The organism is Massilia sp. HP4 (assembly GCF_005222695.1).
Lineage (GTDB): Bacteria > Pseudomonadota > Gammaproteobacteria > Burkholderiales > Burkholderiaceae_D > Telluria.
This window is the reverse complement of sequence record NZ_STGG01000011.1, coordinates 265,988-288,540: the sequence shown is the minus strand read 5'-3', so window position 1 is coordinate 288,540 and position 22,553 is coordinate 265,988. Positions and strand designations below refer to the sequence as shown.

The following is a 22,553-nucleotide window of genomic DNA, read 5'->3' as shown; positions in this document are numbered from 1 at the left end:
GAGAGCAGTAAATGACCCAACACGCCAAGATTCGCTTCGCCCCGCCGGCATGGCTGGCGCGCGCCGCGGCCGCACTCATGATCATGATGTGCGCCGGCGCCGCCCTGGCCCAGGGCAACGCGATCGAGTCGATCACGGCCAACCAGCAGGGCAGCAACGTGGTCATCAACGTGGCCATGCGCGAGGCGCCTCTGCGCGCGCCGATCGGCTTCGCGATCACCAATCCGTCCCGCATCGCCCTCGACTTCGGCGCCACCGCGAATGCCACCGGCAAGGCGGTGCACGAGATGAACCTGGGCGACGTGCGCAGCCTGAACGTGGTGCAGGCCGGCGAGCGTACCCGCCTGGTGCTGAACCTGGCGCGCGCCCTCAACTATGCCACCGCGATCGACGGCAAGTCGGTGATCGTGACCGTGGAAGGCTCGGGCGGCGTGGCGCGCGCGCTCGACGCCAGCGGCCTGCCGGCCGTCACTGCGCCAGCACCGGCGCCGGTGGCCAGCGCCGCCCGTCCGCAGCTGCGCGACCTGGACTTTCGCCGCGGCGCCAATGGCGCCGGCCGCGTGATGGTCGACCTGCCCGCCAACCAGGTGGCGATCGACGTGCGCCAGACCGCGAGCGGCGTGATCGTCGACTTCCAGAATGCACGCCTGCCGGAGTCGCTGCGGCGGCGCCTGGACGTGACCGATTTCGGCACGCCCGTCACGCGCGTCTCGACCCAGGCCCAGGGCGACAATGTGCGCATGACGGTCGACGCGCAAGGCGACTGGGAGCAATCCGTCTTCCAGAGCGATACCCAGCTGGTGGTCGAGGTGCGCAAGGTCGAAGCGGACCCGAACCGCAACAGCACCGGCTCGCGCGACAACCCGCAGGGCTACCGTGGCGAGAAGCTGTCGTTCGAATTCCAGGACGTCGAGGTGCGCGCCGCGCTGCAGGCGGTGGCCGACATCTCGGGCCTGAACATCATCGCCAGCGATTCCGTCACCGGCTCGCTGACCCTGCGCCTGAAGGACGTGCCATGGGACCAGGCGCTGGACGTGATCCTGACCGCCAAGGGCCTGGACCAGCGCAAGAACGGCACCGTGGTCTGGATCGCGCCGAAAGAAGAACTGCTGACCAAGGAAAAGCTCGAACTCGAGCAGCGCGCCCAGATCGCCGAACTGGAGCCGCTGCGCTCCGAGATCTTCCAGCTCAATTACCAGAAGGCGGAATCGTTCCGCAATGTCTTCGGCCTGGACGCCGGCGGCGCCACCGCGGGCAGCGACGCGGGTGGCCGCAACCGCGTGCTGTCGCGACGCGGCAGCGCGATCATCGATCCGCGCACCAACCAGCTGTTCGTGACCGATATCGCGTCCAAGATCGAGGACATCCGCAAACTGATCCAGAAGACCGACATCGCCTCGAAGCAGGTGCTGATCGAGGCGCGCCTGGTCGAGGCCAACGACGGCTTCTCGCGCAACCTCGGCGCCAAGCTGGGCTTTGCCGACCTGCGCAACTTGCGTGGCGGCGACGCGGGCTGGCAGGTCAAGGGCAACGAGCGCGTCGCGATCGGCGGCAACCTGACCGGCGTCGGCCAGGTCACCGGCCAGACCCCGGACAACGGCGACGCCTATACCAACACCACCATGGTCAACCTGCCGGCGGCCGGCATCGGCGGCATCCCCGCATCGTCGCTGGCGTTCTCGCTGTTCTCGTCGGCCGCGAACCGCTTCCTGAACCTGGAACTGTCGGCGCTGGAAGCCGACGGCAAGGGCAAGATCATCTCGAGCCCGCGCGTGGTCACCGAGGACAAGCAGGTCGCCGTGATCGAGCAGGGCGTCGAACTGCCCTACGAACAGGCGACCAGCAGCGGCGCCACCTCGATCTCTTTCAAGAAGGCCAACCTGCGCCTGGAAGTGACGCCGCAGATCACCCCGGACGGCAATGTGGTGCTCGAAGTGGACGTCAACAAGGATTCGAAGGGCGAGGAAACCCGCGCCGGCTTTGCGATCAACACCCAGCACGTCAAGACCAAGGTGATGGTCGAAAACGGCGGCACGGTGGTGCTGGGCGGGATCTACCAGCAGACCGAGCGCAACAACGTGACCAAGGTGCCGCTGCTGGGCGACGTCCCGCTGCTGGGCTACCTGTTCAAGACCAGCGGCCGCGAGAGCAGCAAGACCGAACTGCTGGTCTTCATCACGCCCAAGATCGTGAACGAGAACGTGGCGGGCGCCCGCTGACCAGTCAACAACCCTGATAACAACAAGCGATAACAACAAATGAACAACCAGCACATCAAGTACGGCAGCCTGGCGCTGATCCTGGCCGCGACCCTCTCGGCCTGCGGCGGCGGCGGCGGCAGTCCCGGCACCCCGGGCGGCAGCGGCGGCAATGGCAATGGCGGCACGCCGGTCGCGCCGGCCGCGCCGACCGTCGGCGTCAGCCTGGTCAATGCCAGCGGCGGCGCCAGCAGCTCGCTCTCTGGCGCCACCCCGCTGACGGTGCGCGCCCTGGTGCTCGACGCGAACAAGCAGCCGGTGCCGAATGCGCTGGTCACCTTCACCACCGACGACACGCTGGCCCTGTTCGCGCCCGGCGCCGGCACCGCCCTGACCGATGCCACAGGCACCGCCAGCATCACCATGCGCGTGGCCAGCCTGGCGGCCGGCGGCGCGGGCAGCGTCACGGCCAGCGCCACCGTGGCCGGCACCGCCGTCACCAATGCCGCTAACTACTCGGTCAACGCGACCGCGCTGACCTTCAGCGCGCTGCGCCTGGAGCCGGCCAGCATCAATGCCTACGATTCGAGCCGGATCTCGGTCGACCTGCTCGCCAACGGCGCCAAGTACGCCGGCCAGGCCAACGTCAATTTCAGCTCGGCCTGCGCCAGCGCCGGCAAGGCCACGCTGGCGGCCGTCGTCGCCACCAATAACGGCACCGCCGAGACGGTCTATCGCGACCAGGGTTGCGGCAACACCGACGTCATCACCGTCACCGCCGACGGCGTCGCAACCCCGGCCTCGGGGGCGCTCACGGTCGCCCAGCCGAGCGCCTCGTCGGTGCAGTTCGTCGAAGCGCTGCCGACCGACAAGTCGATCGTGATCCGCGGCCAGGGCGGCATCAACCGCACCGAGACCGCGACCCTGCGCTTCCGCGTGTTCGACCTGTTCAATCGTCCGCTGGCCAACAAGCAGGTCGACTTCATCGCCGAACCCGAGAACCTGGTCACCCTGAACAAGAGGACCGACCGCACCGACCAGAACGGCGAGGTGATCACCACCGTCAACTCGGGCACCGTGCCGACCTCGTTCCGCGTGCACGCCGTGCTGCCGGGGACCACGCCCGTCATCTCGACCACCTCGGATTCGATCGTCGTGACCACCGGCCTGCCGACCCAGCGCGCGTTCTCGATCTCGACCACCAGCGGCAACGTGGACGGCTGGTCGTTCGACAGCGGCACCACGACCCCGGCCGCCACCGTCAATGTGCTGCTGGCCGACCAGTTCGGCAATCCGGTGGCGGATGGCACGCCGATCGTGTTCCAGACCAATATCGGCGCCATCGGTACCTCGAGCTCGGGTGGCTGCGTTACCGTCAACGGCGGCTGCTCGGTCCCGTTCCGCACGCAAGAGCCGCGCGTCGCGCTGCCAAACACCCCGGCCACGCCATGCAATACCGGCCCGAACGCGACCCCGGACAGTACCCGTCCGGGCGTGGCGACGATCTGCGCCAGCACGACCGACGGCAGCAATACCCAGTTCGTCAAGACCACGATCACGTTCAGCGACGAAAGCCTGGCCCGTGCCTACGTCGACAATTCCCCAACACCATCGAACGGCAACCTGGGCAGCGCCAGCGCCAACGACCCGAAAGTGTTCGTGGTCCAGCTGACCGACCTGAACGGCAACCCGCTGCCGTCCGATTCGACCGTGGCGGTCACCGGCCTGGTCAACGCGACCCTGGTCGACATCAGCCCGGCCCGGGTACCGAGCATCTTCGCCGGCGCGGGCACCGGCCCGCAGGGCTCGTCGCACCGGATCACCCTGAGCGCCACCGGGGCCAAGCCCTGCACCGCGGGCGCCCGCGCGACCTTCAATGTGAGCGTCACGACGCCGCGCGGCGACGTCAGTTCGCTGCCGTTCTCGCTGAACTTCACTTGTCCATAAAATTCGCGGATTGACAGGCGGCCAGTCTATACTGGCCGTCTTTTCATTTGAGCGGGTTTGGTAGTGCCACATCCCAAGAACGACAATATCTTCCTTGTTGGCCTGATGGGGGCAGGGAAGACCACGATCGGTCGATTGCTTGCACGCAAGCTCAATCGCCGCTTCGTCGATTCCGACCACGAGATCGAGACGCGCACCGGCGCCACCATTCCCTGGATTTTCGAGATCGAGGGCGAGGCTTGCTTCAGGCGCCGCGAAGCGGACGTGATCCGCGACCTGACCGGGCAGCAGGGCCTGGTGCTGGCCACCGGCGGCGGCGCCGTATTGAACCCGCACAGCCGCGCCCTGCTGGCCGAGCGCGGCACCGTGATCTACCTGCGCGCCTCGATCGGCAGCATCCTGCAGCGCACCGCCCACGACAAGAACCGCCCGCTGCTGCAGACGGCCGACCCGCGCGCGAAGCTCGAGACGCTGTGGGCCGAGCGCGATCCGCTGTACCGCGAGATTGCGGACCTCGTCATCGACACCGGCCGTCCTAACGTACAATCGATGGTACAAACCATATTGGACCAGCTGGCGGCGCAAGAGAATGCACGCGCGCGCCGGCATGCAAGGACATCGATGAACGAACAGGACTGCATCACCATCAACGTCGACCTCGGCGACCGCAGCTACCCGATCGCGATCGGCCCCGGCTTGCTGGACGACGCCGCGCTGCTGGCGCGCCACATCGGCAGCGGCAAGGTCGCCATCGTCACCAACACCACGGTGGCGCCGCTCTACCTGGACAAGGTGGCCGGCCACCTGCGCGCGGCGGGCCGCGACGTGGTACAGATCGTGCTGCCCGACGGCGAAGAGCACAAGAACTGGCAGTCGCTGAACCTGGTGTACGACGCGCTGCTGCAACATAAATGTGACCGCAAGACCACGCTGGTGGCGCTGGGCGGCGGCGTGATCGGCGACCTGACCGGCTTTGCCGCCTCTAGCTATATGCGCGGCGTGCCCTTCGTGCAGATCCCGACGACGCTCCTGGCGCAGGTCGATTCCTCGGTGGGCGGCAAGACCGGCATCAACCACCCGCTGGGCAAGAACATGATCGGCGCCTTCTATCAGCCGCGCGCCGTCATCGCCGACACCGCCACGCTCGACACCCTGCCGGCGCGCGAGCTGTCGGCCGGCCTGGCCGAGGTGATCAAGCATGGCGCCATCCTCGACGCCGCCTTCTTCGACTGGATCGAAGCCAATGTCGGCGCCCTGCTTGCGCGCGAGCCGCAAGCGCTCGCCCATGCGATCGCGCGCTCGTGCGAGATCAAGTCCGACGTGGTGCGCAAGGACGAACGCGAAGGCGGCCTGCGCGCGGTGCTGAACTTCGGCCACACCTTCGGCCACGCGATCGAGAATGGCCTGGGCTATGGCGAATGGCTGCACGGCGAGGCGGTCGGCTGCGGCATGGTGATGGCGGCCGATATGTCGGCGCGCCTGGGCCTGATCGAACCCGCGGCCGTGGAGCGCGTGCGCGCCCTGGTGCGCGCCGCCGGCCTGCCGGCCGTGGCGCCCGACCTGGGCGAGGCACGCTGGATCGAGCTGATGGAAGTCGACAAGAAGAACGAGGGCGGCGAAATCCGCTTCATCCTGCTCAAGCCCCTCGGCAGCCCGTCGATCACGACCGCGCCGCTGGACATCCTGCGCTCGACCCTGGCCGCCTGCAGCGGCTGACATCCATGATGATGGACTTCGACGCCGGCCTGGCTTCCTATGCGGCGCACTCGTCGCAGTCGCGCGGGCGAACCCACCTTGAACCGGGGCCGGGTTCGCGCAGCGAATACCAGCGCGACCGCGACCGCATCATCCACTCGACGGCCTTCCGGCGGCTTGAATACAAGACGCAGGTCTTCCTGAACCACGAGGGCGACCTGTTCCGCACCCGCCTGACCCACAGCATCGAGGTGGCGCAGATCGGCCGCACGCTGGCGCGCAGCCTGCGCCTGAACGAAGACCTGGTCGAAGCCACCGCGCTGGCGCACGACCTGGGCCACACGCCCTTCGGCCACGTGGGCCAGGACGTGCTCAACGACTGCATGAAGGACTTCGGCGGCTTCGAGCACAACCTGCAAAGCCTGCGCGTGGTCGACCATCTCGAAGAGCACTACGGCGCCTTCGACGGCCTGAACCTCACCTTCGAGACGCGCGAGGGCATCCTCAAGCACTGCTCGCTGAACAATGCGCGCCAGCTGGGAGACCTGGGCCAGCGCTTCATCGAGCGCAGCCAGCCCAGCCTGGAAGCGCAGCTGACCAACTTGGCCGACGAGATCGCGTACAACAACCACGATATCGACGACGGCCTGCGCTCCGGCCTGCTCACCATGGCCCAGATGGAAGAGGTGGAGCTGTTCGCCCGCCTGCGCCGCCAGGTCGAGCAGCAATATCCGGGTTTGCAGGGGCGGCGCGCCTTGTACGAGACGATCCGCCTGATGATCACGGCGATGACGGCCGACCTGGTCGAGACTTCGGCGCGCCTGATTGCCGAGGTGGCTCCGAAGACCATCGACGAGGTGCGCGCCGCACCGCCCCTGATCCGCTTCTCGGACACCATGCGCGCCGAGACCACCGCCCTCAAGCGCTTCTTGTACGCCAACCTGTACCGCCACTTCCAGGTCAACCGCATGCGGGTCAAGGCGAGCCGCATCGTGCGCGAGCTGTTCCAGGCCTTCCTCGACGACCCGGTGCTGCTGCCCAACGACTACCAGGTCGAGGGCGACCCCATGAAGCAGGCGCGCAAGATCGCCGACTATATCGCGGGCATGACCGACCGCTACGCGATCCGCGAGCATCGGCGGATTTTCTCGCTCGATCATTTCTGATCCAGGGCAGTCACGCGCCGGATCGACGCGCTGCGCTCTGCATCCTGCTTACAAGCGTTCGCCTATGGCCTGCTGCAGCAGGCGTAAGCAGGTCTCGACCCATTTCTCGACATCGTCGAGATGGCGCATTGTTCTGGTCATCTCTCTCGACAGACGGTCGAAGTCGCGCTCGAGGATCTGGTTCAGCACAGCGATTGTCGGTTTACTTGCGACCCGGCGGATATCCTTGCCCAGCAAGTAGACGCCTGCCAGGTCGGGATCATATTGGCCGGCTTCGATGACGCGATCGTCGTCGTAGATCCGGTCGAGATTTCCTGCAGAGGCATAGCTGCCCATCAGGTGGATGAGATCCTGGGCGTCCTTCGGGTTTTGCCGTCCGCGGTCCGACCATGCGACCAGCTTGAGTATGGCCAGGCCGGCAAGCGAAACCACGTTGGCGTCGAAGCCGGGTGCGAATGTCACTGATTCTGCGGCGGCGAATGCGTCGTCATATCCGGCCAGGTTCATGATGACCTTCATGTCCGGAGGCCAGGCCAGTTCGTCGGTTCCTTGGGATATTCTTCCGAATGGTACAAGGTCGAGGTGATAGTGCAGATCACCGTCAGTGCCTTTATAGTAAAGGCGCTGTTGTGCCTGTTCTCCTGTCGTAAATGTTCCACGCGCAATGAGTCTCGTTTTCAGGGCGTTGAACTGATCCCAGTCTTTGACGGCAATGGCGAAATCAACGTCGTACGTCGCGCGCCGTGTGGCTAGGCCGAATACATGCGTGAGGAGAATATCCCGTGCGGTGGCGCCGACGAGCATGTAATCGACCCGCTCCATTCGTGCTTCTTCCGCCACCGCGCGCAGGATGTCGATCGTGACGTGATCGACGGGGCGGTCAGTCCGAATTGAACGCGGCATCGATGAATCTTTCCTTGATCATGTTTGCTGTTTCTTGCGTGCGTGGATCGAGCAGCGCGAGGAGTTCCGAGTAGACCAGCAGCGGCGGTGCGATATCGGACGCTGCTGCTGGCTCCCAGTGCCAGAATTTTTCCAGTATCTCAATGTCGCCATTGTTGTCAGGCCTGATGCGATGCTGCTTGCTCAATGTCTTGATCACGCCATCCATTTCGTCCGGCCGGATGTACAGGGTTTGCGTCGCCGGCTTGAGATAGCCGGTCAGCATTGATGCCGCTACTTCCCCCCCCCATGTGAAGTCGAAGTTGTCCAGGTCGATCTTTCGCCACCAGGACGCTTCGGGAGCGCTGAAGCATCGGCTGTTCAGCTTGGTACGTAGGGTGGTGGGGTAGTTGATGGCCCACTCATCGACCAAGCGTCCCGGCTCCAGCAATCTCCTGCGTCCGGAATTCCCTTTATTGATGAGGTAGCCACGTCGTTCAAGATCGTTCAGCACGTTATAGACTGTGCCAAGCGACACGCCAGCCTGATTCGCTAGTTCCTTGTATGGCAAATGCACGGAATCTGGCTTGGCAAGCAAGGCGAATACGACACGAAGGGCCGCAGCATTCGTCAATCCCTTCTGCTGGGACTGCTGTTTGTGTTCGCGCTTTTCACCGGTAATGAGAATGAAAAGGCCGGGTGCGCGCAGATAAGCATTGCCGCTCGTATCGATGAACTGCAATCCAGTGAGGCGACAGTGCTCGGCCAGTTCCTTCGTGAGGTGTGGGACGACGAGCAGGCCGGGACCGCCAATCGTTTCCAGTTGACGACGAATCCTATCGATGTGTGCCTTGCGATCGACCGCGAATTTGCACTCGACAATATAGTGGAATGAGCCGTTTTCGTATGCCAGTTCGATTGCTGCATCGGCCTGGTACATCGCTGATGGGGTTGCTTCAAGTTCGACCAGGCTTCCTTCGATGCTCACTTTTTCCTTGAGAGCATCGAGTGCCTCCAGGATCAGGCTTATTTCAGCGCCAGAATGATCGTAGGAAAATGCAAGATTATTCATCAATTCCCTCAGTTCTTACGGTCAATCAATGCATCCATTTTAAGCAGGATTCGATGATTTTTCAATTATTTATCGTTTTCACGTAACGTGAAAACCGAAAAAAATTGAAACCCACTAATCAAACAAATTTGGTCTTGCCAGATCCAGCAACAGCTTCTTGACCGGCGCCGGCAGCGGCGCCTCGCCGATCGACGCCAGTTTCCACCAGGCGTAACCAGGCGCTAGTTCGGCACGCGCCGCCAGTGTCACCGCGAACGGTGCGATATGCAGCTTGTAGTGGGTGAACACATGCACCAGCGGGCTCAGTGGCCGCACTTCGTCGAGCGGGCCGAAGGTCCCGGCCGCTGCCGCCACATCCGACGTACAGACCGGCGGCTCATCGTCGTCCATCGGCACGTGTCCGCCGACCTCCGGCAACGACAGCAGCCCGCCCCAGATGCCCGTCTGCGGCCGCTGTTCCAGCAGCACCTCGCCACTGTCGATCACGACCAGCAGCGCGGTGCGTTTTTCGGGCGTCGCCTTCTTCGGTTTGCGCACCGGCAGTTCGGCGGTGCGGCCGGTGGCGAACGCCACGCAGCGCGACTGCAGCGGGCAGCGGCCGCAGTCGGGCCGCGAGCGGGTGCACAGGGTGGCGCCCAAGTCCATCAGGCCCTGGGTATAGGACTCGATGGCGCCCGGGTTGCCGGCCACCTCGGGCAGCAGGGCGTCGGCGCGCCGCCACAGCGCGTCCTCGACCGGTTTCAGGCCCGGATAGGCATCGACCCCGAATACGCGCGCGAACACGCGCTTGACGTTGCCGTCCAGGATGGCGGCGCGCACGCCGCTGGAGAACGCCGCGATCGCCGCCGCCGTCGAGCGGCCGATGCCGGGCAGGTCGGCCAGCAGCACCGGGTCGCTCGGGAACACGCCGTCGTAGTCCTGTACCACGCGCTTGGCACAGGCGTGCAGGTTGCGCGCGCGGGTGTAGTAACCGAGGCCGCTCCAGTGCGCCATCACGTCCTCGGATGGCGCCTCGGCCAGCGCGTGGACGGTCGGGAAGCGCTCCAGGAAGCGCGCGTAATAGCCCAGCACCGCGGCGACTTGCGTCTGCTGCAGCATGATCTCGGACAGCCAGACGCGGTAGGCGTCGGTGGTGTTTTGCCAGGGCAGGGTGTGGCGGCCATGGCTGCGCTGCCAGCCGATCACGGCGTCGGAGAAGGTCGGATCGGCCAGCTGGTCAAACTCGGTGAGGCGTTTCATGCGGTATCTGTGCAGGCGCTAGGCCTCGAGTAGGGTGGTGACGCCGGCCGCGACGGCGGCCAGGCGGATGCGCGTGGTCTCGAGCTCGGCCTGGCCGTGCTCGAAGGCGCCGATCTTCTGTTCCAGGCTGTCGCTGGCGTCGTGGATGCGCTGGACCGTGGCCTGGCGCTGGCGCAGGCTGTCGCGGTGCTGACGGATCTGCGCCTCCAGCGGCGCATTGACGACCTTCAGCCAGGCTTCGACATCGGCATTGGCGGCGCGGTAGACGCGCCGCACGCGCGAGGCGATCGAATCGAAGAAGCGCTCGAGCAGGGTCGCGCGGCTGGTCATCAGCAGCGTCGCGGTGCCGAACTGGCGCACGAACAGCTCTTCGATGGCGTCGATCTCGTCGACATGGCGCGTCAGCGACAAGGTTTGCGGCGGGGCCAGCGACAGGCCGTGTTCGGCCGCGAAGCGGCGCTGCATGGCGTCCATCATGGCCTTGATCTCGTCGACCTTGGCGCAGGCATCAATCAGCGCGGCGCGCGCGCCGGCGAAGTAGTTGCGCACCGGCGCGCGCATGCCGGTGGCGAAGCGGCTTGCCGCCATCGCGGCGCGCACCGTTTCGGTCCGGTCTTGCAGGCCGTCCATGCCGACCAAGGTGTACAGCTCGGTCGACAGGCGCGTGAACACGGCGCGCGTGCCCTGCAGCTTGAACAGGCCGGCGTCGAATTCCTTCTTCTCGGCCTCCACCCGGCGCACCATATGGGCGATCATGCCCTGGTTCTTGCCGCGCAGGCTGCGTAGTTCCTGTAACTGCTCGACCAGCTCGCGCAGGCGCGCCGCCACCAGCATCTGCTGGCCGGCCGCGAGCACTTCGAGGTCGGCGCGCAGCTGGCGCGCATTGATCGCGCGGCGCGCCGGGATCAACTGATGGAACAGGGCCGATTCGAGTTCGCCCAGGCGGCTGCGCTCGAACAAGCCCATGTCGCCGCCGATGCGCCCGACCAGCGCCTTGTGGGCCGAGACAGGGTAGACCTGGCCGGCGTCCAGCCCGAGCAGGCGCGCGACGTCGTGCTGCTGGCGCGCGATCTCGGCATCGATGGCGGCGCCGCTCTTGAGCTCGTCCCACATGGCGTCGATCTTGTTGAGCACTGCCAGCCGGCCCGGCCCGGCGCCGATATGGGTGCGCCAGACGTCGATGTCGCTGCGCGTGACGCCGGTGTCGGCGGCCAGCACGAACAGCACGGCATGCGCGTTCGGGATCAGGTTCAAGGTCAGTTCGGGCTCGGTGCCGATCGCGTTCAGGCCCGGCGTGTCGAGGATCACCAGGCCCTGCTTAAGCAGCGGATGCGGCAAGTTGATGATGGCGTGGCGCCAGCGCGGAATCTCGATGTTTCCATCCGCGTCCACGCTGGCGGCCAGGTCGGGATCCTCCGGGTCGAACAGGCCGTAGCGCTCGGCCTCGGCGACTGGCACGTAGCGGGTCTGGCTGACCTGGCGCAGCGTCTCGTGCATGCCGGCAGGATCGTCGAGCTCGAGCGGCAGCACGGTCCAGGCGCCGGGATCGTCGCGGTAGTCGCCGGTAGACAGCTGGCCGGCGCGGGTTTCGATCGGCAGCAGGCGGATGCAGGGCGGCAGCTGGGCATCCCACAGCAGCTCGGTCGGGCACATGGTGGTGCGGCCGGCGCTGGACGGCAGGATGCGCTGGCCGTAGTCGGCGAAGAACAAGGCGTTGATCAGCTCGGTTTTGCCGCGCGAGAACTCGGCCACGAAGGCGACCGACAGCCGGTCGTCGCGCAAGCGCCCGAGGGCGCGCGCCAGCAGCTGTTCGCCGGCGGCGTCGATCAATCCGGCTTCGCGCAGGGCATTGCCATAGCCCTCGAGGCTGGCGGCAACACCGGCCCGCCACGCTCCATACTGTTGTAGATCCTGCATCGTTTCAGCCTGTTGAGTGCTTTATCGCTGGCACTGCGCGCAGTAGAAGGTCGAGCGCTGGCCCTGCTTGATCTGGCGGACCGGCGCGTCGCACTGGCGGCAGGGCACGCCAGCACGATCATAGACGAAATATGTCTGCTGGAAATATCCAGACTGCCCGTTTACAGCAATAAAGTCACGCAGGGTACTGCCGCCCTGGACGATGGCGGCGGCCAGGATGTCGCGGATCGCCTCGGCCAGCCGGTCGTAGCGCGCGCGGCTGATGCGCGAGGCCGCCGTCCTGGGGCTGATCCCGGCCCGGAACAGGCTTTCGCAGGCGTAGATATTGCCGACGCCCACCACGATATCGCCGGCCAGCAACACCTGCTTGATCGGCGCGCTACGGCGCCGCGTCAGGTGGTGCAGCAGGGCGCCATTGAAGTGTTCTCCGAGCGGTTCCACGCCCAGGCCGCGCAGCAAGAGGTGTTCTTCCAGCGCGCCATCTTCGTTGGCATGCCACAGCACGGCGCCGAAGCGGCGTGGATCGTGCAGGCGCAGCACTTGCACGCCAGCCGGGCCATTGACGACCAGGTCGAAATGGTCGTGCTTGCGCGGCTCGATGCCGGGAGGCAGCACGCGCAGGTGGCCGGACATGCCCAGGTGGACGATCAGGGTGCCGTGCTCGAAGTGGATCAGCAGGTATTTGCCGCGCCGGCCGGTGGACAGGACGCGGCGGCCGGCCAGCAACGCATCGAGGCCGGGCGGGAAGGGCCAGCGCAGGCCGTCGCGGCGGCACACGACCTGCTCGACCACGCGGTCTTCGATATGCGGCGCGACACCGCGCCGGGTGACTTCTACTTCTGGCAGTTCAGGCATGGGGGAGGCGAATCGTGTAAAGTCGGGTTGCCATCGCGGCTGGGCAGCATGCGGCCCGGCGGGCCGGCCGCGTTGCAGCTCATGCGCGGCGGGCGCCTGCGCATGAGCGTAGAATCAACTATCAACTCGGATTAGTGGACTTGCTTTGAAAAACGCTTTCGCCATTGTAACCCTCTCCGGGCTGCTTGCAGGCATGCTATCGGCATGTGCTGCGGCGCCACAACAGCAGTCGCTCGCCGCGGACGGGCAGGCCGAGGTCGGCCAGCCATCCGCGCAGCAAGCCACCGAGCCTGCACTGGACGAAGAGGAGCTGGCAGCCAAGCAAAAGGCCGAGGACGAAGCGCGCCTGCCCAAGGTCGAGCTCACGCCCACGATGCTCGAGCAGATGATGAAGGCCGAATTTGCCTTCCGCAACGGCGACTGGCAAGGGCCTTATCTTACCGTCTATAACCTGGCGCAGCGCACGCGTGATCCGCGCCTGGCGCGCCGCGCCGCCGAGATGGCGGTGGCCGCCAAGCAGGCCGACGACACCCTGGCCGCGGTGCGCCTGTGGTACCAGCTCGATCCCGAATCCGACGAAGCGACCCAGTATTTCGTCGGCATGGTGGTCACGTCCGACAAGATCGGCGAACTCGAGCCGATCTTCGAGCAGCGCCTGCGCGAAGCGACGCCGGCCCGGCGCGGCGTGCTGCTGTTCCAGGTCCAGCAATTGCTGGGCCGCGCCAAGGACAAGGAAGCGGCGATCGCCATGCTCGAGCGCCTGATCGCGCCCTACGAAAACACGATGGAAGCGCGCATCGTGCATGCCCAGATCGCGCTGGCGCGCGGCGACAAGGCGCTGGCCCGCAGCGAGGCCCAGGCCGCGCTCGCCGCCAGGCCCGACGCCGAGATCGCGCTCCTGATGCTGGCGCAGACGACCGAGGACGAGGCGCAAGTGGTGGCCTTGATGCAGAAATTCCTCAAGAGCTATCCAAAGGCCGATGATGTGCGCGCCGCCTATGCCCGGGTGCTGGTCAATCGCAAGGATTACACCGGCGCGCGGCGCGAATTCGAGGCCCTGGTCGCCTCCCAGCCGAATAATGTCGCCCACCTGTATGCCCTGGGCATCCTGGCCACGCAGATGAACGATGCGCCGGGCGCCGAAAAATATTTCACCCGCTTCGTGGAAGTGCTGGGGCGCAATCCTGACGACGAACGCGATCCGTCGCGCGCGCTGTTGATCCTGTCGCAACTGGCCGAGGAACGCGGCGACCTGGTCGGCGCCCTGCAATGGCTGGACAAGGTGCCTGAAGGCACCGACCCGCAAACCCGCTTCAACACCCAGCTGCGCCGCGCGCATGTGGTCGGCAAGGGCGGCGATATCGCCAGCGCCCGGCGCCTGCTGACTGAGGTCAAGACCGACGATCCGGCACAGCAGGCCCAGTTGCTGGCGGCCGAGGCGCAATTGCTGCGCGATGCAGACCAGTTGCATGAAGCCTACGCGGTGATGGAAGCGGCGACCCAGCGCTTCCCCAAGAATCCCGACCTGCTGTACGACTTCGCGCTGCTGGCCGAAAAATTGGGCAAGGTCGATGTGATGGAAGCGCAATTGCGTGAAGTAATGGCGCAGGCGCCGGACAATCATCATGCCTACAACGCCCTCGGCTATTCGCTGGCGGAGCGCAATGTGCGCCTGCAAGAGGCTTACGGCCTGATCGCAAAGGCGCTCGACATGGCGCCGGACGATCCCTTCATCATGGACAGCATGGGCTGGATCCATTATCGGATGGGCAATCTGGGCGAGGCCGAGAAATTCCTGCGCCGCGCCTACGATTTGCGCAAGGACCCCGAGATCGCCGTCCACCTGGGCGAAGTGCTGTGGCAGAAGGGCGATAAGTCGGCGGCCCAGAAACTGTGGCGCGAAGCGCGCGCCAAGGATCCAAAGAACGATACGCTGCGCACCACGCTGGCGCGCTTGCGGCTTTCCTTGTGAAATAATCCCGTGTTGCGGCGGATGGTCTCGTACTGTCCGCCGCCATCGCGTTTTTTTCTTATGCACTCCTGATTTTGCTTATGTCCCTGACCCGACGTCTCACCTTGCTCGCCTTTGCCGCCGCGCTTGCCGGTTGCGCCACCAGCACCGCCAACCTGTCCAGCGCCACGGTCGGCGACTACCGCGACACCATCGACCTGTCGGGCAAGCTGTCGGTCAATTACCAAAAGGATGGCAGGCAGGAATCGATCACCGGCAATTTCAATTGGGAACAGCGTCCTGGGGCAATCGACGTCGCCCTGATGTCTCCGCTGGGCCAGACCGTGGCCACGATCAATGTCACTCCGACGGCCGCGACACTGATCCAGGGTGGGCAGGAGCGCACGGCCAGCGACATCGACAGCCTGACCCAGGAGACGCTGGGCTGGCCGCTGCCAGTGTCGGGCCTGCGCGACTGGCTGCAGGGCTATGCGCTCGACGGGCAGGGGCAGCGTTTCCGCGCCTCGCCGGCGAACAATAGCGTCACCACCAGGGATGGCTGGCGCCTGCGCTTCGTCGAATGGCAGGATGCGTCGGCGCCACAGCCGGCGCCGCGCCTGATCCAGGCCGAGCGCGCTGCCTCGGGCGATATCACGGACCTGGCAATCCGCATCGTCATCCTGCCGGCAGCCTGATCCATGCGTTCGCTGCACGATTGCCCGGCCCCGGCCAAGCTCAACCTGTTCTTGCACGTCACCGGCCGCCGCGCCGATGGTTATCACTTGCTGCAGAGCGTATTTCAATTGATCGACCGCGCCGACCGGCTGCATGTCGACTTGCGCGACGATGCGCTGATTCGCCGCACCAACGACGTGCCGGGCGTGCCCGAAGACCAGGACCTGGTCATCCGCGCGCTGCGCCTGCTGCAAGCCGAATACGCACGCCGTCATGGCCGGCTGCCGCCGGGGATCTCGGTGAAGGTGGACAAGGTCTTGCCGATGGGCGGCGGGTTGGGGGGAGGGTCGTCGGATGCGGCGACGGCGCTGATGGCGGCCAACGTACTATGGAAGGCCGGCTTGTGCCGCGAAGAGCTGATGGCGCTCGGCCTGCCGCTGGGCGCCGACATCCCGTTCTTCCTGTTCGGCGAAACCGCATTCGCGGAGGGCGTCGGCGAAGCCTTGCAGGCGGTGCCAGGGCCGGATTGCTGGTATGTCGTGATTGAGCCAGGTGTCGCCGTACCAACGCCCGCAATTTTTTCTGCGCCGGATTTGACAAGGGATTCAAAGCCGGTCAAAATAACGGACTTTTCCAGCCACACCGATTCATGCAGTACGGTTGGTTTCGGAAAAAATGATTTGCAGGACGTGGCGATGCGCCTGTTCCCGCCGGTAGCAGAGGCGGTTGAATGGTTGAGCAGCCATGGCGATGCCAGGATGACTGGCTCAGGGGCGTGCGTATTTTGCGCGTTCTCCAGCGAAGACGCTGCCGACCAGGTGTTGGCGCAAGTGCCGGGCAAGTGGACGGCATGGAAAGCGAAGTCGCTGAAGACACACCCGCTGATGAAATCGCTCTTGCAGAATCAGGGAGTTGTAGAATAAAATACTGCCTGTCGCAGCGTTGAGCAGCAAGTTAAAACGTCGGCGGCAAGCAGTAAAGATCGTGTAGGGGAATCGCCAAGCTGGTTAAGGCACCGGATTTTGATTCCGGCATACCAAGGTTCGAATCCTTGTTCCCCTGCCAAAGTTTTCTTGTCCTGTCGATGCTTCAGCGTCCAGCAAGAAAATCGCGATGCGGTGCCGAGCGCCACGTCAGCACGCTAATCAGCCGGTTAATCCGGCTGATTGTTTTTCTACTGTATTAACGCTTCTTACCTTTTGGGACTCCCATGGCTTACGAAAACCTGATGGTTTTTACCGGCAATGCCAATCCGGCACTAGCAGAGGGGGTTGCAAAAAGCCTCGGCATTCCTCTTGGTAAAGCAGTCGTCTCGAAGTTCTCCGACGGCGAAGTCATGGTCGAGATCAACGAGAACGTGCGTGGCAAGGACGTCTTCGTCCTGCAATCGACCTGCGCCCCGACCAACGACAGCCTGATGGAAATCATGCTGATGGTCGACGCCCTCAAGCGTGCTTCGGCCGGTCGTATCACCGCCGCCATTCCTTACTTCGGCTATGCCCGCCAAGACCGCCGCCCGCGTTCGGCGCGTGTCGCGATCTCGGCCAAGGTCGTCGCGAACATGCTCGAAGAAGCCGGCGTCGAGCGCGTCCTGATCATGGACTTGCACGCTGACCAGATTCAAGGTTTCTTCGACATCCCGGTCGACAATATCTACGCATCACCGATCCTGCTGGGCGACCTGCAGAAGCGCAACTACGACGACCTGCTGGTCGTGTCGCCTGACGTCGGCGGCGTGGTGCGCGCCCGTGCCCTGGCCAAGCGCCTGGGTTGCGACCTGGCGATCATCGACAAGCGTCGCCCGAAGGCGAACGTGTCCGAAGTGATGAACATCATCGGTGAAGTCGAAGGCCGCAACTGCGTGATCATGGATGACATGGTCGACACCGCAGGCACGTTGTGCAAGGCTGCCGAAGTCCTCAAAGAGCGCGGCGCCAAGAAAGTCGTTGCCTATTGCACGCACCCAGTCCTGTCCGGCCCGGCGATCGATCGCATCGCGAACTCGCCGCTGGATGAGCTGGTCGTCACCGACACCATCCCGCTGAGTGCAGCCGGCGCCGCATGCGGCAAGATCCGCCAGCTGACCTGCGCACCGCTGCTGGCCGAGACCTTCAAGCGGATCGTCAAGGGTGACTCGGTGATTTCGCTGTTCGTCGACTAAGTTTTTTGGGTCGCTGGTTTTCGCGGCGCGCCTGGCTGGATAGCCGGCGCGCCGTTGACGTATCAAAGCAAGTTGCACAAATTGAATTCTTGAGCGCGCAGTACGGCGCTCGTTCTTGACTGTCCCTGGTCGCGGGGATGGTCGCCATTGGGCTACCGGGCTGGCGTCGTGCCGGCATTCGGGCTCATTTATTTTTTGGAGTTTCACATGAAAGTAGTCGCATTCAACCGCACTCTGCAGGGGACCGGAGCGAGCCGCCGCCTGCGCAAGGCTGGCCAGACCCCAGGCATCATCTACGGTGGCACCGAAGCCCCGGCACTGATCGCCCTGGACGGCAACGCCCTGTACCACGCGCTCAAGAAAGAAGCATTCCACGGTTCCGTGCTGGATCTGGAAATCGACGGCAAGACCCAGCAAGTGCTGCTGCGTGACTTCCAGATGCACGCATTCAAGCAACTGGTCCTGCACGCTGACTTCCAGCGCGTCGACACCTCGAAGGCAATCCACACCAAGGTCACCCTGCACTTCGTGAACGCCGAAGTCTCGCCAGCCGTCAAGCTGAGCGGCGCCATCGTGTCGCACGTGCTGAACGAAGTCGAAGTGTCGTGCCTGCCAGGTCAACTGCCAGAGTTCATCGAAGTCGACCTGTCGAAGCTGGAAGCCGGCCAGTCGATCCACACCGGCGACCTGGTCCTGCCAGAAGGCGTGACCGTGCTGACCCATGGCCAGAACCTGACCATCGTCACCACCTCGATCCCACGCGGCGCAGCTACTGCTGAAACCGCTGCTGAGTAAGATCGGCTGATCGCGCCGCTTTGGTGGCGCGTCGATAAAAAAACCCGTCGTGGCTTGCCCGGCGGGTTTTTTTTATTGCGGGCGATTCACATGGCGTTAAATGTCGTTGTGTACGCCAAACACCGCGTTTAAGCGATAATCGCGTTTTCTCCTAAGAGCACCACGCATGTCCATCCGTCTGATCGTTGGCCTTGGCAATCCTGGCCCGGAATATGAACAAACCCGCCACAACGCCGGCTTCTGGCTGGTCGATAACCTTGCCAACAGCTTGCCGGGCTGCCGCCTGCAGCGCGAATCGCGCTTCAATGCCCTGGTGGCCAAGACGTCGATTGCGGGCAACGATGTCTGGCTGCTCGAGCCGCAGACCTTCATGAACCGCTCTGGCCAGTCGGTCGGCGCGCTGGCGCGCTTCTACAAGATCAATCCGGATGAAGTGCTGGTCGTGCACGACGAGCTCGACCTGATGCCCGGCGTCGCCAAGCTCAAGAAGGGCGGTTCATCGGGCGGCCACAACGGCTTGAAGGACATCACGTCCGCCCTCGGCACCCAGGAATACTGGCGCCTGCGTCTGGGCATCGGCCATCCGCGCAGCCTGAGCCTGCAGCAGGCGGTCGCCGACTTCGTGCTGCACCGCCCGCGCCGCGAAGAGCAGAGCCTGATCGAGGAATCGATCGACAAGAGCCTGCGCATCATTCCACTCGTCTGCGAAGGCAAGCTCGATGTGGCGACGATGCAGTTGCATACGGCCTGATAGCGCGCCTGCGGTCGTGCCATGCAGGCGCGGCCGCTTTCTTGTTCTGTCCAGTCATCCTCCCCGCACCACGACCTGCGAGCGCAGGTCGCGCAGCATGCGCTCGAGCGCCGGCCGCATGCGCCGGTAGTCGTCGGGCGAGCAGGTCGCCGCCGTGTGCCTGAATTTGAGCTGGCGCCTGACCGTCACCAGCGCACCACGCCGCTGGTACTGCGAGCGATAGGCGAAGTTGATATCGTCGACTTTGATGGCGCGCGGCAGCGCCAGCACCTGCGAGCGCTTCGGCAGGTGGAAGCGCAGTTCATCTTCGGCGTCGATCGCCGGACACACGAATTCCTGGCGCCGCTCAGGCTCTTGCGTGAAGGCGAACACGGCGTCGCCCAATCCTCCCCAGAAATTGTAGGTGGTCGCCAGCCCGGCCGGGCCCGGCAGTTGCGTGAAGCCGCTGCTCGCGCCGCGAAACGACAGGGTGTAATCGTCGGCCGCGCCTTCGGTGTCGCCCGGCTCCAGCACGCCGCCGCCCTGTTGTCCGAGCCCCTGCAGCATGCGCTCGACGAAGCGGTCGCGCTCGGCCGTCGGCGTGGCGCGCACCACGCGCCGGTAGGGCTCGGCCTGGGCGCCGCTGCTGGTGCGCGTGACCTTGAAGCGGCTGCTGCCATCTGGCTGGATGTCGAACTGGGTGAAGGTGTGGCTGCGCGCCTGCTGGAAGAATGGAATCATCGCGAACTCCCCAGAACGCGCCAGCACCGCCGGCTTGCCGAGCAAGGACGCCGGCAGGAAGCCGCCCGCCACCGATTCGGCGGTCGGGTCGAGATACAGCTGCAGCGAGGGGATATAGACGATCGCGTGATTCAGCACGCCAAGCGTGGGCACATCGGGCAGGCGGTAGGCATCGCCGTTATTGACCAGCGCCACGGTGCTGTCGATGCCGGAGCTGGCCAGCAGGGCCTCGAGCAGGGTCGCGTGGTCCTTGCAGTCGCCGTAGCGGTTGGCCAGCACGCTGGACGCCGCATGCGGCACCACGCCGCCGGGGCCGAGATAGACGCCGACGTAGCGCACGTTCTTGCGCACCCAGTCGGACAGGGCGATCGCGCGGCTGCGGCGGTCGAGGGTCGTGCCCGTGATGCTGGCCGCCAGCGCCGCCACGGTGTCGTCGGGCAGCGACTTGCCGGCGGCGCGCTCCTGGTAGGCGCGCGCGAAAGCGGCGTAGTCGGCGAAGGTCGAGACCGCGAGCCGCTTGCCGTAGTCGAGATAGCTGACGGAGTCTGCCTCTTGCCGTGCATTGTCGCCGTCGACGTAGCGCCAGGCATGGCGGCGCTTGCCGGGCGCGAGCGCCGGCGCGCCTGTGGCCACCACCGCCTCGAAGCCGACCGCGTCGGCGTGCAGGGGCATCGACGCCGGCATGTCGTAGATGAGGCGAAAATCGCGCTGGCGCTGGAAGCGCGCGGCGGTCAGGTCTTCGAAGTGGCCGGGAAACAGCGGCGTGTGGCGCCGCACGACGTAGCGCACCGCGACCTTGTCGCCAGCCTCGACGTCGGGGAAGACGACGATCTTGAGGCGCGTGTCCTGGAACATGGGGGCGTCGATCGAGGCGGCTTCTTGCTGGTCGCGGATCTGGTGCGGCTGCACCGCCAGGCGCCGGCCGTCGGCTTTCAGGGTATGCGCCTCGACCGATATCACTTCGTCGAGCGACTGGTTGTAGCCGATGTAGAACTGGCCGTGTTCGTGCAGCGCCGCGCGGTTGACGATGGTCTTGGCCTGCTCGACCGTGAGCGTGTAGCCGCCACTCGTCTCGACCACGAAGTGCTGGACGTAGCGGTCTACCACCACCGAACGGTCGGTGCCGCTGTCGGCTTCGAGCGCGCGCGCCATTGCCGGCAGCGAGCACAGCAATGGGCATAGAAGCAGGCACAGCATGACGACGAAGCGCAGATGCATAACACTCTCCGGACACGCGACCGGCCCATGTTACGCAGCAGTGCGGTGGCAGGATTGATCGGGCGCAAGCAGGTGTTTGTTGTGATATTCCTGCGATAATTTGGGCATGAAGGCGCTTACTTTTCATGCTGGGCCGCTGGCCATGGCGCAGATCGCAGAACATGGCTTGCGGGCCGAGGACGTCGCCATCGTGCCGGCCGCGGCGGGCGGCCCCAAGGGGCTGATCTTCCAGTCGCTCGACCAATGGATATTCGGCGAATGGTTCCCCTCGAAACCGCGCGAACGCACGCTGATCGGCGCCTCGATCGGCGCCTGGCGCATGGCCGCGGCCTGCCAGAAGGATCCGGTAAAAGCCTTTGCCCTGCTGGGCGAGCTGTATGCGGGGCAGCGCTACACAAGCTTGAAACCTTCTCCGCAGCAGATCGACGAGGTCGTGCAGGCCTTGCTGGGCGAGCTGGTGCGCGGGCATGAAGACGACATCATCCAGCACGCACATTATCGGCTGCACCTCCTGACCGTGCGCGGGTTGCGTTCGCTGGCGGCGCCCGCGCACCGCTATGCCGAGATGCGCGGCTTTTTGTCGGCGGCGCTGCACAACGCCGGCTCGCGCGCCTGGCTGGGGCGCCTGATGGAGCGGGTCGTCATCGGCGATGCGCGCAGCCAGGCGCCATGGCTGCGCGAGCGCTTCGACAGTTTCAATACGCATTTCTCGACGCTCACGCGCGACAACCTGGCGCCAGGATTGCTGGCTTCGGGCACGCTGCCCCTGATCATGAAGGCGGTGACCGGCATCGCCGAGGCGCCCGCCGGCAGCTACTGGGATGGCGGCATCATCGACTATCACCTGGCGCTGCCGTATTCGAAGGCCGGGGGCGGGCTGGTGCTGTACCCGCACTTTACCGAGCACATCGTGCCGGGCTGGCTCGACAAGGGCTTCCCGTGGCGGCGCGCGGCGCGTGGCGTCAATCGCGGCTGGCTCGACAACGTGCTGCTGTTGGCGCCGTCCGGGGAGTTCCTGCGGACGCTGCCGCGCGGCAAACTGCCGGACCGGGCGGATTTCAAGTTTTACGGCCTGGATCATGACGAGCGGATTCGCACGTGGAAACGGGCGATCGGGGAGGGGGAACGGCTGCGCGATGAGCTGGCAGAATTTGCCCTGCGGCCCGACCTTTCCCGCATCCAGCCGATCTAGCTTGTCAGAGTGAAAACCCGACCGTTGCAGCCGGCACGGAAAGCGCCGGTTTTTGCGGCAGCCAGGCCGGTCCGGGTTACAATGCAGGGTTTAGGGCGGTTGATCGATCGCTCGCGCTT

The 22,553-nt window shown here is 65.1% G+C and carries 17 protein-coding genes and 1 tRNA gene; 12 read left to right on the top strand and 6 right to left on the bottom strand.

Features of this window, described 5'->3' with window-relative positions; genetic code table 11:
* Positions 1–11: 11 nt before the first annotated feature.
* The 4 genes from E8M83_RS05135 (at position 12) to E8M83_RS05120 (ending at position 7,006) form a co-directional block, all read left to right on the top strand.
* Positions 12–2,219, top strand: coding sequence for a type IV pilus secretin PilQ (locus E8M83_RS05135; RefSeq protein WP_137172309.1), 2,208 nt, complete (start codon positions 12–14; stop codon positions 2,217–2,219).
* Between the two features lie 39 nt (positions 2,220–2,258).
* The gene (locus E8M83_RS05130; protein ID WP_137172308.1) at positions 2,259–4,145 is read left to right on the top strand and encodes an Ig-like domain-containing protein; all 1,887 of its coding nucleotides are present in this window, start codon (positions 2,259–2,261) and stop codon (positions 4,143–4,145) included.
* Positions 4,146–4,250: 105 nt separating this feature from the next.
* Positions 4,251–5,861 carry a bifunctional shikimate kinase/3-dehydroquinate synthase AroKB gene (aroKB, locus tag E8M83_RS05125; protein ID WP_229491425.1) on the top strand — a complete coding sequence of 537 codons (1,611 nt, stop codon included), beginning with the start codon at positions 4,251–4,253 and terminating at the stop codon, positions 5,859–5,861.
* 5 nt (positions 5,862–5,866) lie between these two features.
* Positions 5,867–7,006: a deoxyguanosinetriphosphate triphosphohydrolase gene (locus tag E8M83_RS05120; RefSeq protein WP_373995029.1), complete on the top strand. Its 1,140-nt coding sequence runs from the start codon at positions 5,867–5,869 to the stop codon at positions 7,004–7,006.
* A 48-nt stretch (positions 7,007–7,054) separates the two neighbouring features.
* On the opposite strand, the gene E8M83_RS05115 is transcribed toward E8M83_RS05120, so the two are convergent.
* From E8M83_RS05115 to mutM, 5 genes are all read right to left on the bottom strand, one after another.
* Entirely contained in the window at positions 7,055–7,909 is an 855-nt protein-coding gene (locus E8M83_RS05115) for a nucleotidyl transferase AbiEii/AbiGii toxin family protein (RefSeq protein ID WP_137172306.1), read from the bottom strand.
* Positions 7,887–8,960 carry a type IV toxin-antitoxin system AbiEi family antitoxin gene (locus E8M83_RS05110; RefSeq protein WP_137172305.1) on the bottom strand — a complete coding sequence of 358 codons (1,074 nt, stop codon included), beginning with the start codon at positions 8,958–8,960 and terminating at the stop codon, positions 7,887–7,889. Before E8M83_RS05110 ends, E8M83_RS05115 begins: the two co-directional genes overlap by 23 nt.
* A gap of 114 nt (positions 8,961–9,074) precedes the next feature.
* Positions 9,075–10,199, bottom strand: coding sequence for an A/G-specific adenine glycosylase (gene mutY / locus E8M83_RS05105; protein WP_137172304.1), 1,125 nt, complete (start codon positions 10,197–10,199; stop codon positions 9,075–9,077).
* Between the two features lie 18 nt (positions 10,200–10,217).
* The gene (locus E8M83_RS05100) at positions 10,218–12,116 is read right to left on the bottom strand and encodes a dynamin family protein (protein ID WP_137172303.1); all 1,899 of its coding nucleotides are present in this window, start codon (positions 12,114–12,116) and stop codon (positions 10,218–10,220) included.
* Positions 12,117–12,137: 21 nt separating this feature from the next.
* A complete protein-coding gene (mutM, locus tag E8M83_RS05095) occupies positions 12,138–12,971 on the bottom strand; it encodes a bifunctional DNA-formamidopyrimidine glycosylase/DNA-(apurinic or apyrimidinic site) lyase (RefSeq protein ID WP_137172302.1) in 834 nt (277 codons plus the stop codon).
* Positions 12,972–13,164: 193 nt separating this feature from the next.
* On the opposite strand from mutM, the gene E8M83_RS05090 reads away from it, so the two are divergent.
* The 7 genes from E8M83_RS05090 to pth all read left to right on the top strand — a co-directional run bounded on the left by E8M83_RS05090 (position 13,165) and on the right by pth (position 19,304).
* Entirely contained in the window at positions 13,165–14,943 is a 1,779-nt protein-coding gene (locus tag E8M83_RS05090) for a tetratricopeptide repeat protein (protein WP_229491422.1), read from the top strand.
* Positions 14,944–15,023: 80 nt separating this feature from the next.
* The gene (locus E8M83_RS05085; protein WP_137172300.1) at positions 15,024–15,617 is read left to right on the top strand and encodes an outer membrane lipoprotein LolB; all 594 of its coding nucleotides are present in this window, start codon (positions 15,024–15,026) and stop codon (positions 15,615–15,617) included.
* Positions 15,618–15,620: 3 nt separating this feature from the next.
* Positions 15,621–16,520 carry a 4-(cytidine 5'-diphospho)-2-C-methyl-D-erythritol kinase gene (gene ispE / locus E8M83_RS05080; RefSeq protein WP_137172299.1) on the top strand — a complete coding sequence of 300 codons (900 nt, stop codon included), beginning with the start codon at positions 15,621–15,623 and terminating at the stop codon, positions 16,518–16,520.
* A 65-nt stretch (positions 16,521–16,585) separates the two neighbouring features.
* Positions 16,586–16,662, top strand: a tRNA-Gln gene (locus E8M83_RS05075).
* 145 nt (positions 16,663–16,807) lie between these two features.
* On the top strand, positions 16,808–17,758 hold the full coding sequence (locus tag E8M83_RS05070) for a ribose-phosphate pyrophosphokinase (RefSeq protein WP_137172298.1): 951 nt from the start codon (positions 16,808–16,810) through the stop codon (positions 17,756–17,758).
* Positions 17,759–17,965: 207 nt separating this feature from the next.
* Positions 17,966–18,553: a 50S ribosomal protein L25/general stress protein Ctc gene (locus E8M83_RS05065; protein WP_137172297.1), complete on the top strand. Its 588-nt coding sequence runs from the start codon at positions 17,966–17,968 to the stop codon at positions 18,551–18,553.
* Between the two features lie 166 nt (positions 18,554–18,719).
* Positions 18,720–19,304: an aminoacyl-tRNA hydrolase gene (pth, locus tag E8M83_RS05060; protein ID WP_137172296.1), complete on the top strand. Its 585-nt coding sequence runs from the start codon at positions 18,720–18,722 to the stop codon at positions 19,302–19,304.
* 54 nt (positions 19,305–19,358) lie between these two features.
* Here pth and E8M83_RS05055 read toward each other — a convergent pair whose 3' ends face one another.
* The gene (locus E8M83_RS05055) at positions 19,359–21,242 is read right to left on the bottom strand and encodes a DUF3857 and transglutaminase domain-containing protein (RefSeq protein WP_137172295.1); all 1,884 of its coding nucleotides are present in this window, start codon (positions 21,240–21,242) and stop codon (positions 19,359–19,361) included.
* Positions 21,243–21,384: 142 nt separating this feature from the next.
* Here E8M83_RS05055 and E8M83_RS05050 point away from each other — a divergent pair, with 142 nt between their 5' ends.
* Positions 21,385–22,434 carry a patatin-like phospholipase family protein gene (locus E8M83_RS05050; protein ID WP_137172294.1) on the top strand — a complete coding sequence of 350 codons (1,050 nt, stop codon included), beginning with the start codon at positions 21,385–21,387 and terminating at the stop codon, positions 22,432–22,434.
* Positions 22,435–22,553: the final 119 nt, after the last annotated feature.

Excerpts from the sequence above, each read along its gene's own strand:
- E8M83_RS05135 (WP_137172309.1), top strand. The coding sequence starts at position 12 with ATGACCCAACACGCCAAGATTCGCTTCGCCCCGCCGGCATGGCTGGCG.
- E8M83_RS05130 (WP_137172308.1), top strand. The coding sequence starts at position 2,259 with ATGAACAACCAGCACATCAAGTACGGCAGCCTGGCGCTGATCCTGGCC.
- aroKB (WP_229491425.1), top strand. The coding sequence starts at position 4,251 with ATGGGGGCAGGGAAGACCACGATCGGTCGATTGCTTGCACGCAAGCTC.
- E8M83_RS05120 (WP_373995029.1), top strand. The coding sequence starts at position 5,867 with ATGATGATGGACTTCGACGCCGGCCTGGCTTCCTATGCGGCGCACTCG.
- E8M83_RS05115 (WP_137172306.1), bottom strand. The coding sequence starts at position 7,909 with ATGCCGCGTTCAATTCGGACTGACCGCCCCGTCGATCACGTCACGATC.
- E8M83_RS05110 (WP_137172305.1), bottom strand. The coding sequence starts at position 8,960 with ATGAATAATCTTGCATTTTCCTACGATCATTCTGGCGCTGAAATAAGC.
- mutY (WP_137172304.1), bottom strand. The coding sequence starts at position 10,199 with ATGAAACGCCTCACCGAGTTTGACCAGCTGGCCGATCCGACCTTCTCC.
- E8M83_RS05100 (WP_137172303.1), bottom strand. The coding sequence starts at position 12,116 with ATGCAGGATCTACAACAGTATGGAGCGTGGCGGGCCGGTGTTGCCGCC.
- mutM (WP_137172302.1), bottom strand. The coding sequence starts at position 12,971 with ATGCCTGAACTGCCAGAAGTAGAAGTCACCCGGCGCGGTGTCGCGCCG.
- E8M83_RS05090 (WP_229491422.1), top strand. The coding sequence starts at position 13,165 with ATGCTATCGGCATGTGCTGCGGCGCCACAACAGCAGTCGCTCGCCGCG.
- E8M83_RS05085 (WP_137172300.1), top strand. The coding sequence starts at position 15,024 with ATGTCCCTGACCCGACGTCTCACCTTGCTCGCCTTTGCCGCCGCGCTT.
- ispE (WP_137172299.1), top strand. The coding sequence starts at position 15,621 with ATGCGTTCGCTGCACGATTGCCCGGCCCCGGCCAAGCTCAACCTGTTC.
- E8M83_RS05070 (WP_137172298.1), top strand. The coding sequence starts at position 16,808 with ATGGCTTACGAAAACCTGATGGTTTTTACCGGCAATGCCAATCCGGCA.
- E8M83_RS05065 (WP_137172297.1), top strand. The coding sequence starts at position 17,966 with ATGAAAGTAGTCGCATTCAACCGCACTCTGCAGGGGACCGGAGCGAGC.
- pth (WP_137172296.1), top strand. The coding sequence starts at position 18,720 with ATGTCCATCCGTCTGATCGTTGGCCTTGGCAATCCTGGCCCGGAATAT.
- E8M83_RS05055 (WP_137172295.1), bottom strand. The coding sequence starts at position 21,242 with ATGCATCTGCGCTTCGTCGTCATGCTGTGCCTGCTTCTATGCCCATTG.
- E8M83_RS05050 (WP_137172294.1), top strand. The coding sequence starts at position 21,385 with ATGGCGCAGATCGCAGAACATGGCTTGCGGGCCGAGGACGTCGCCATC.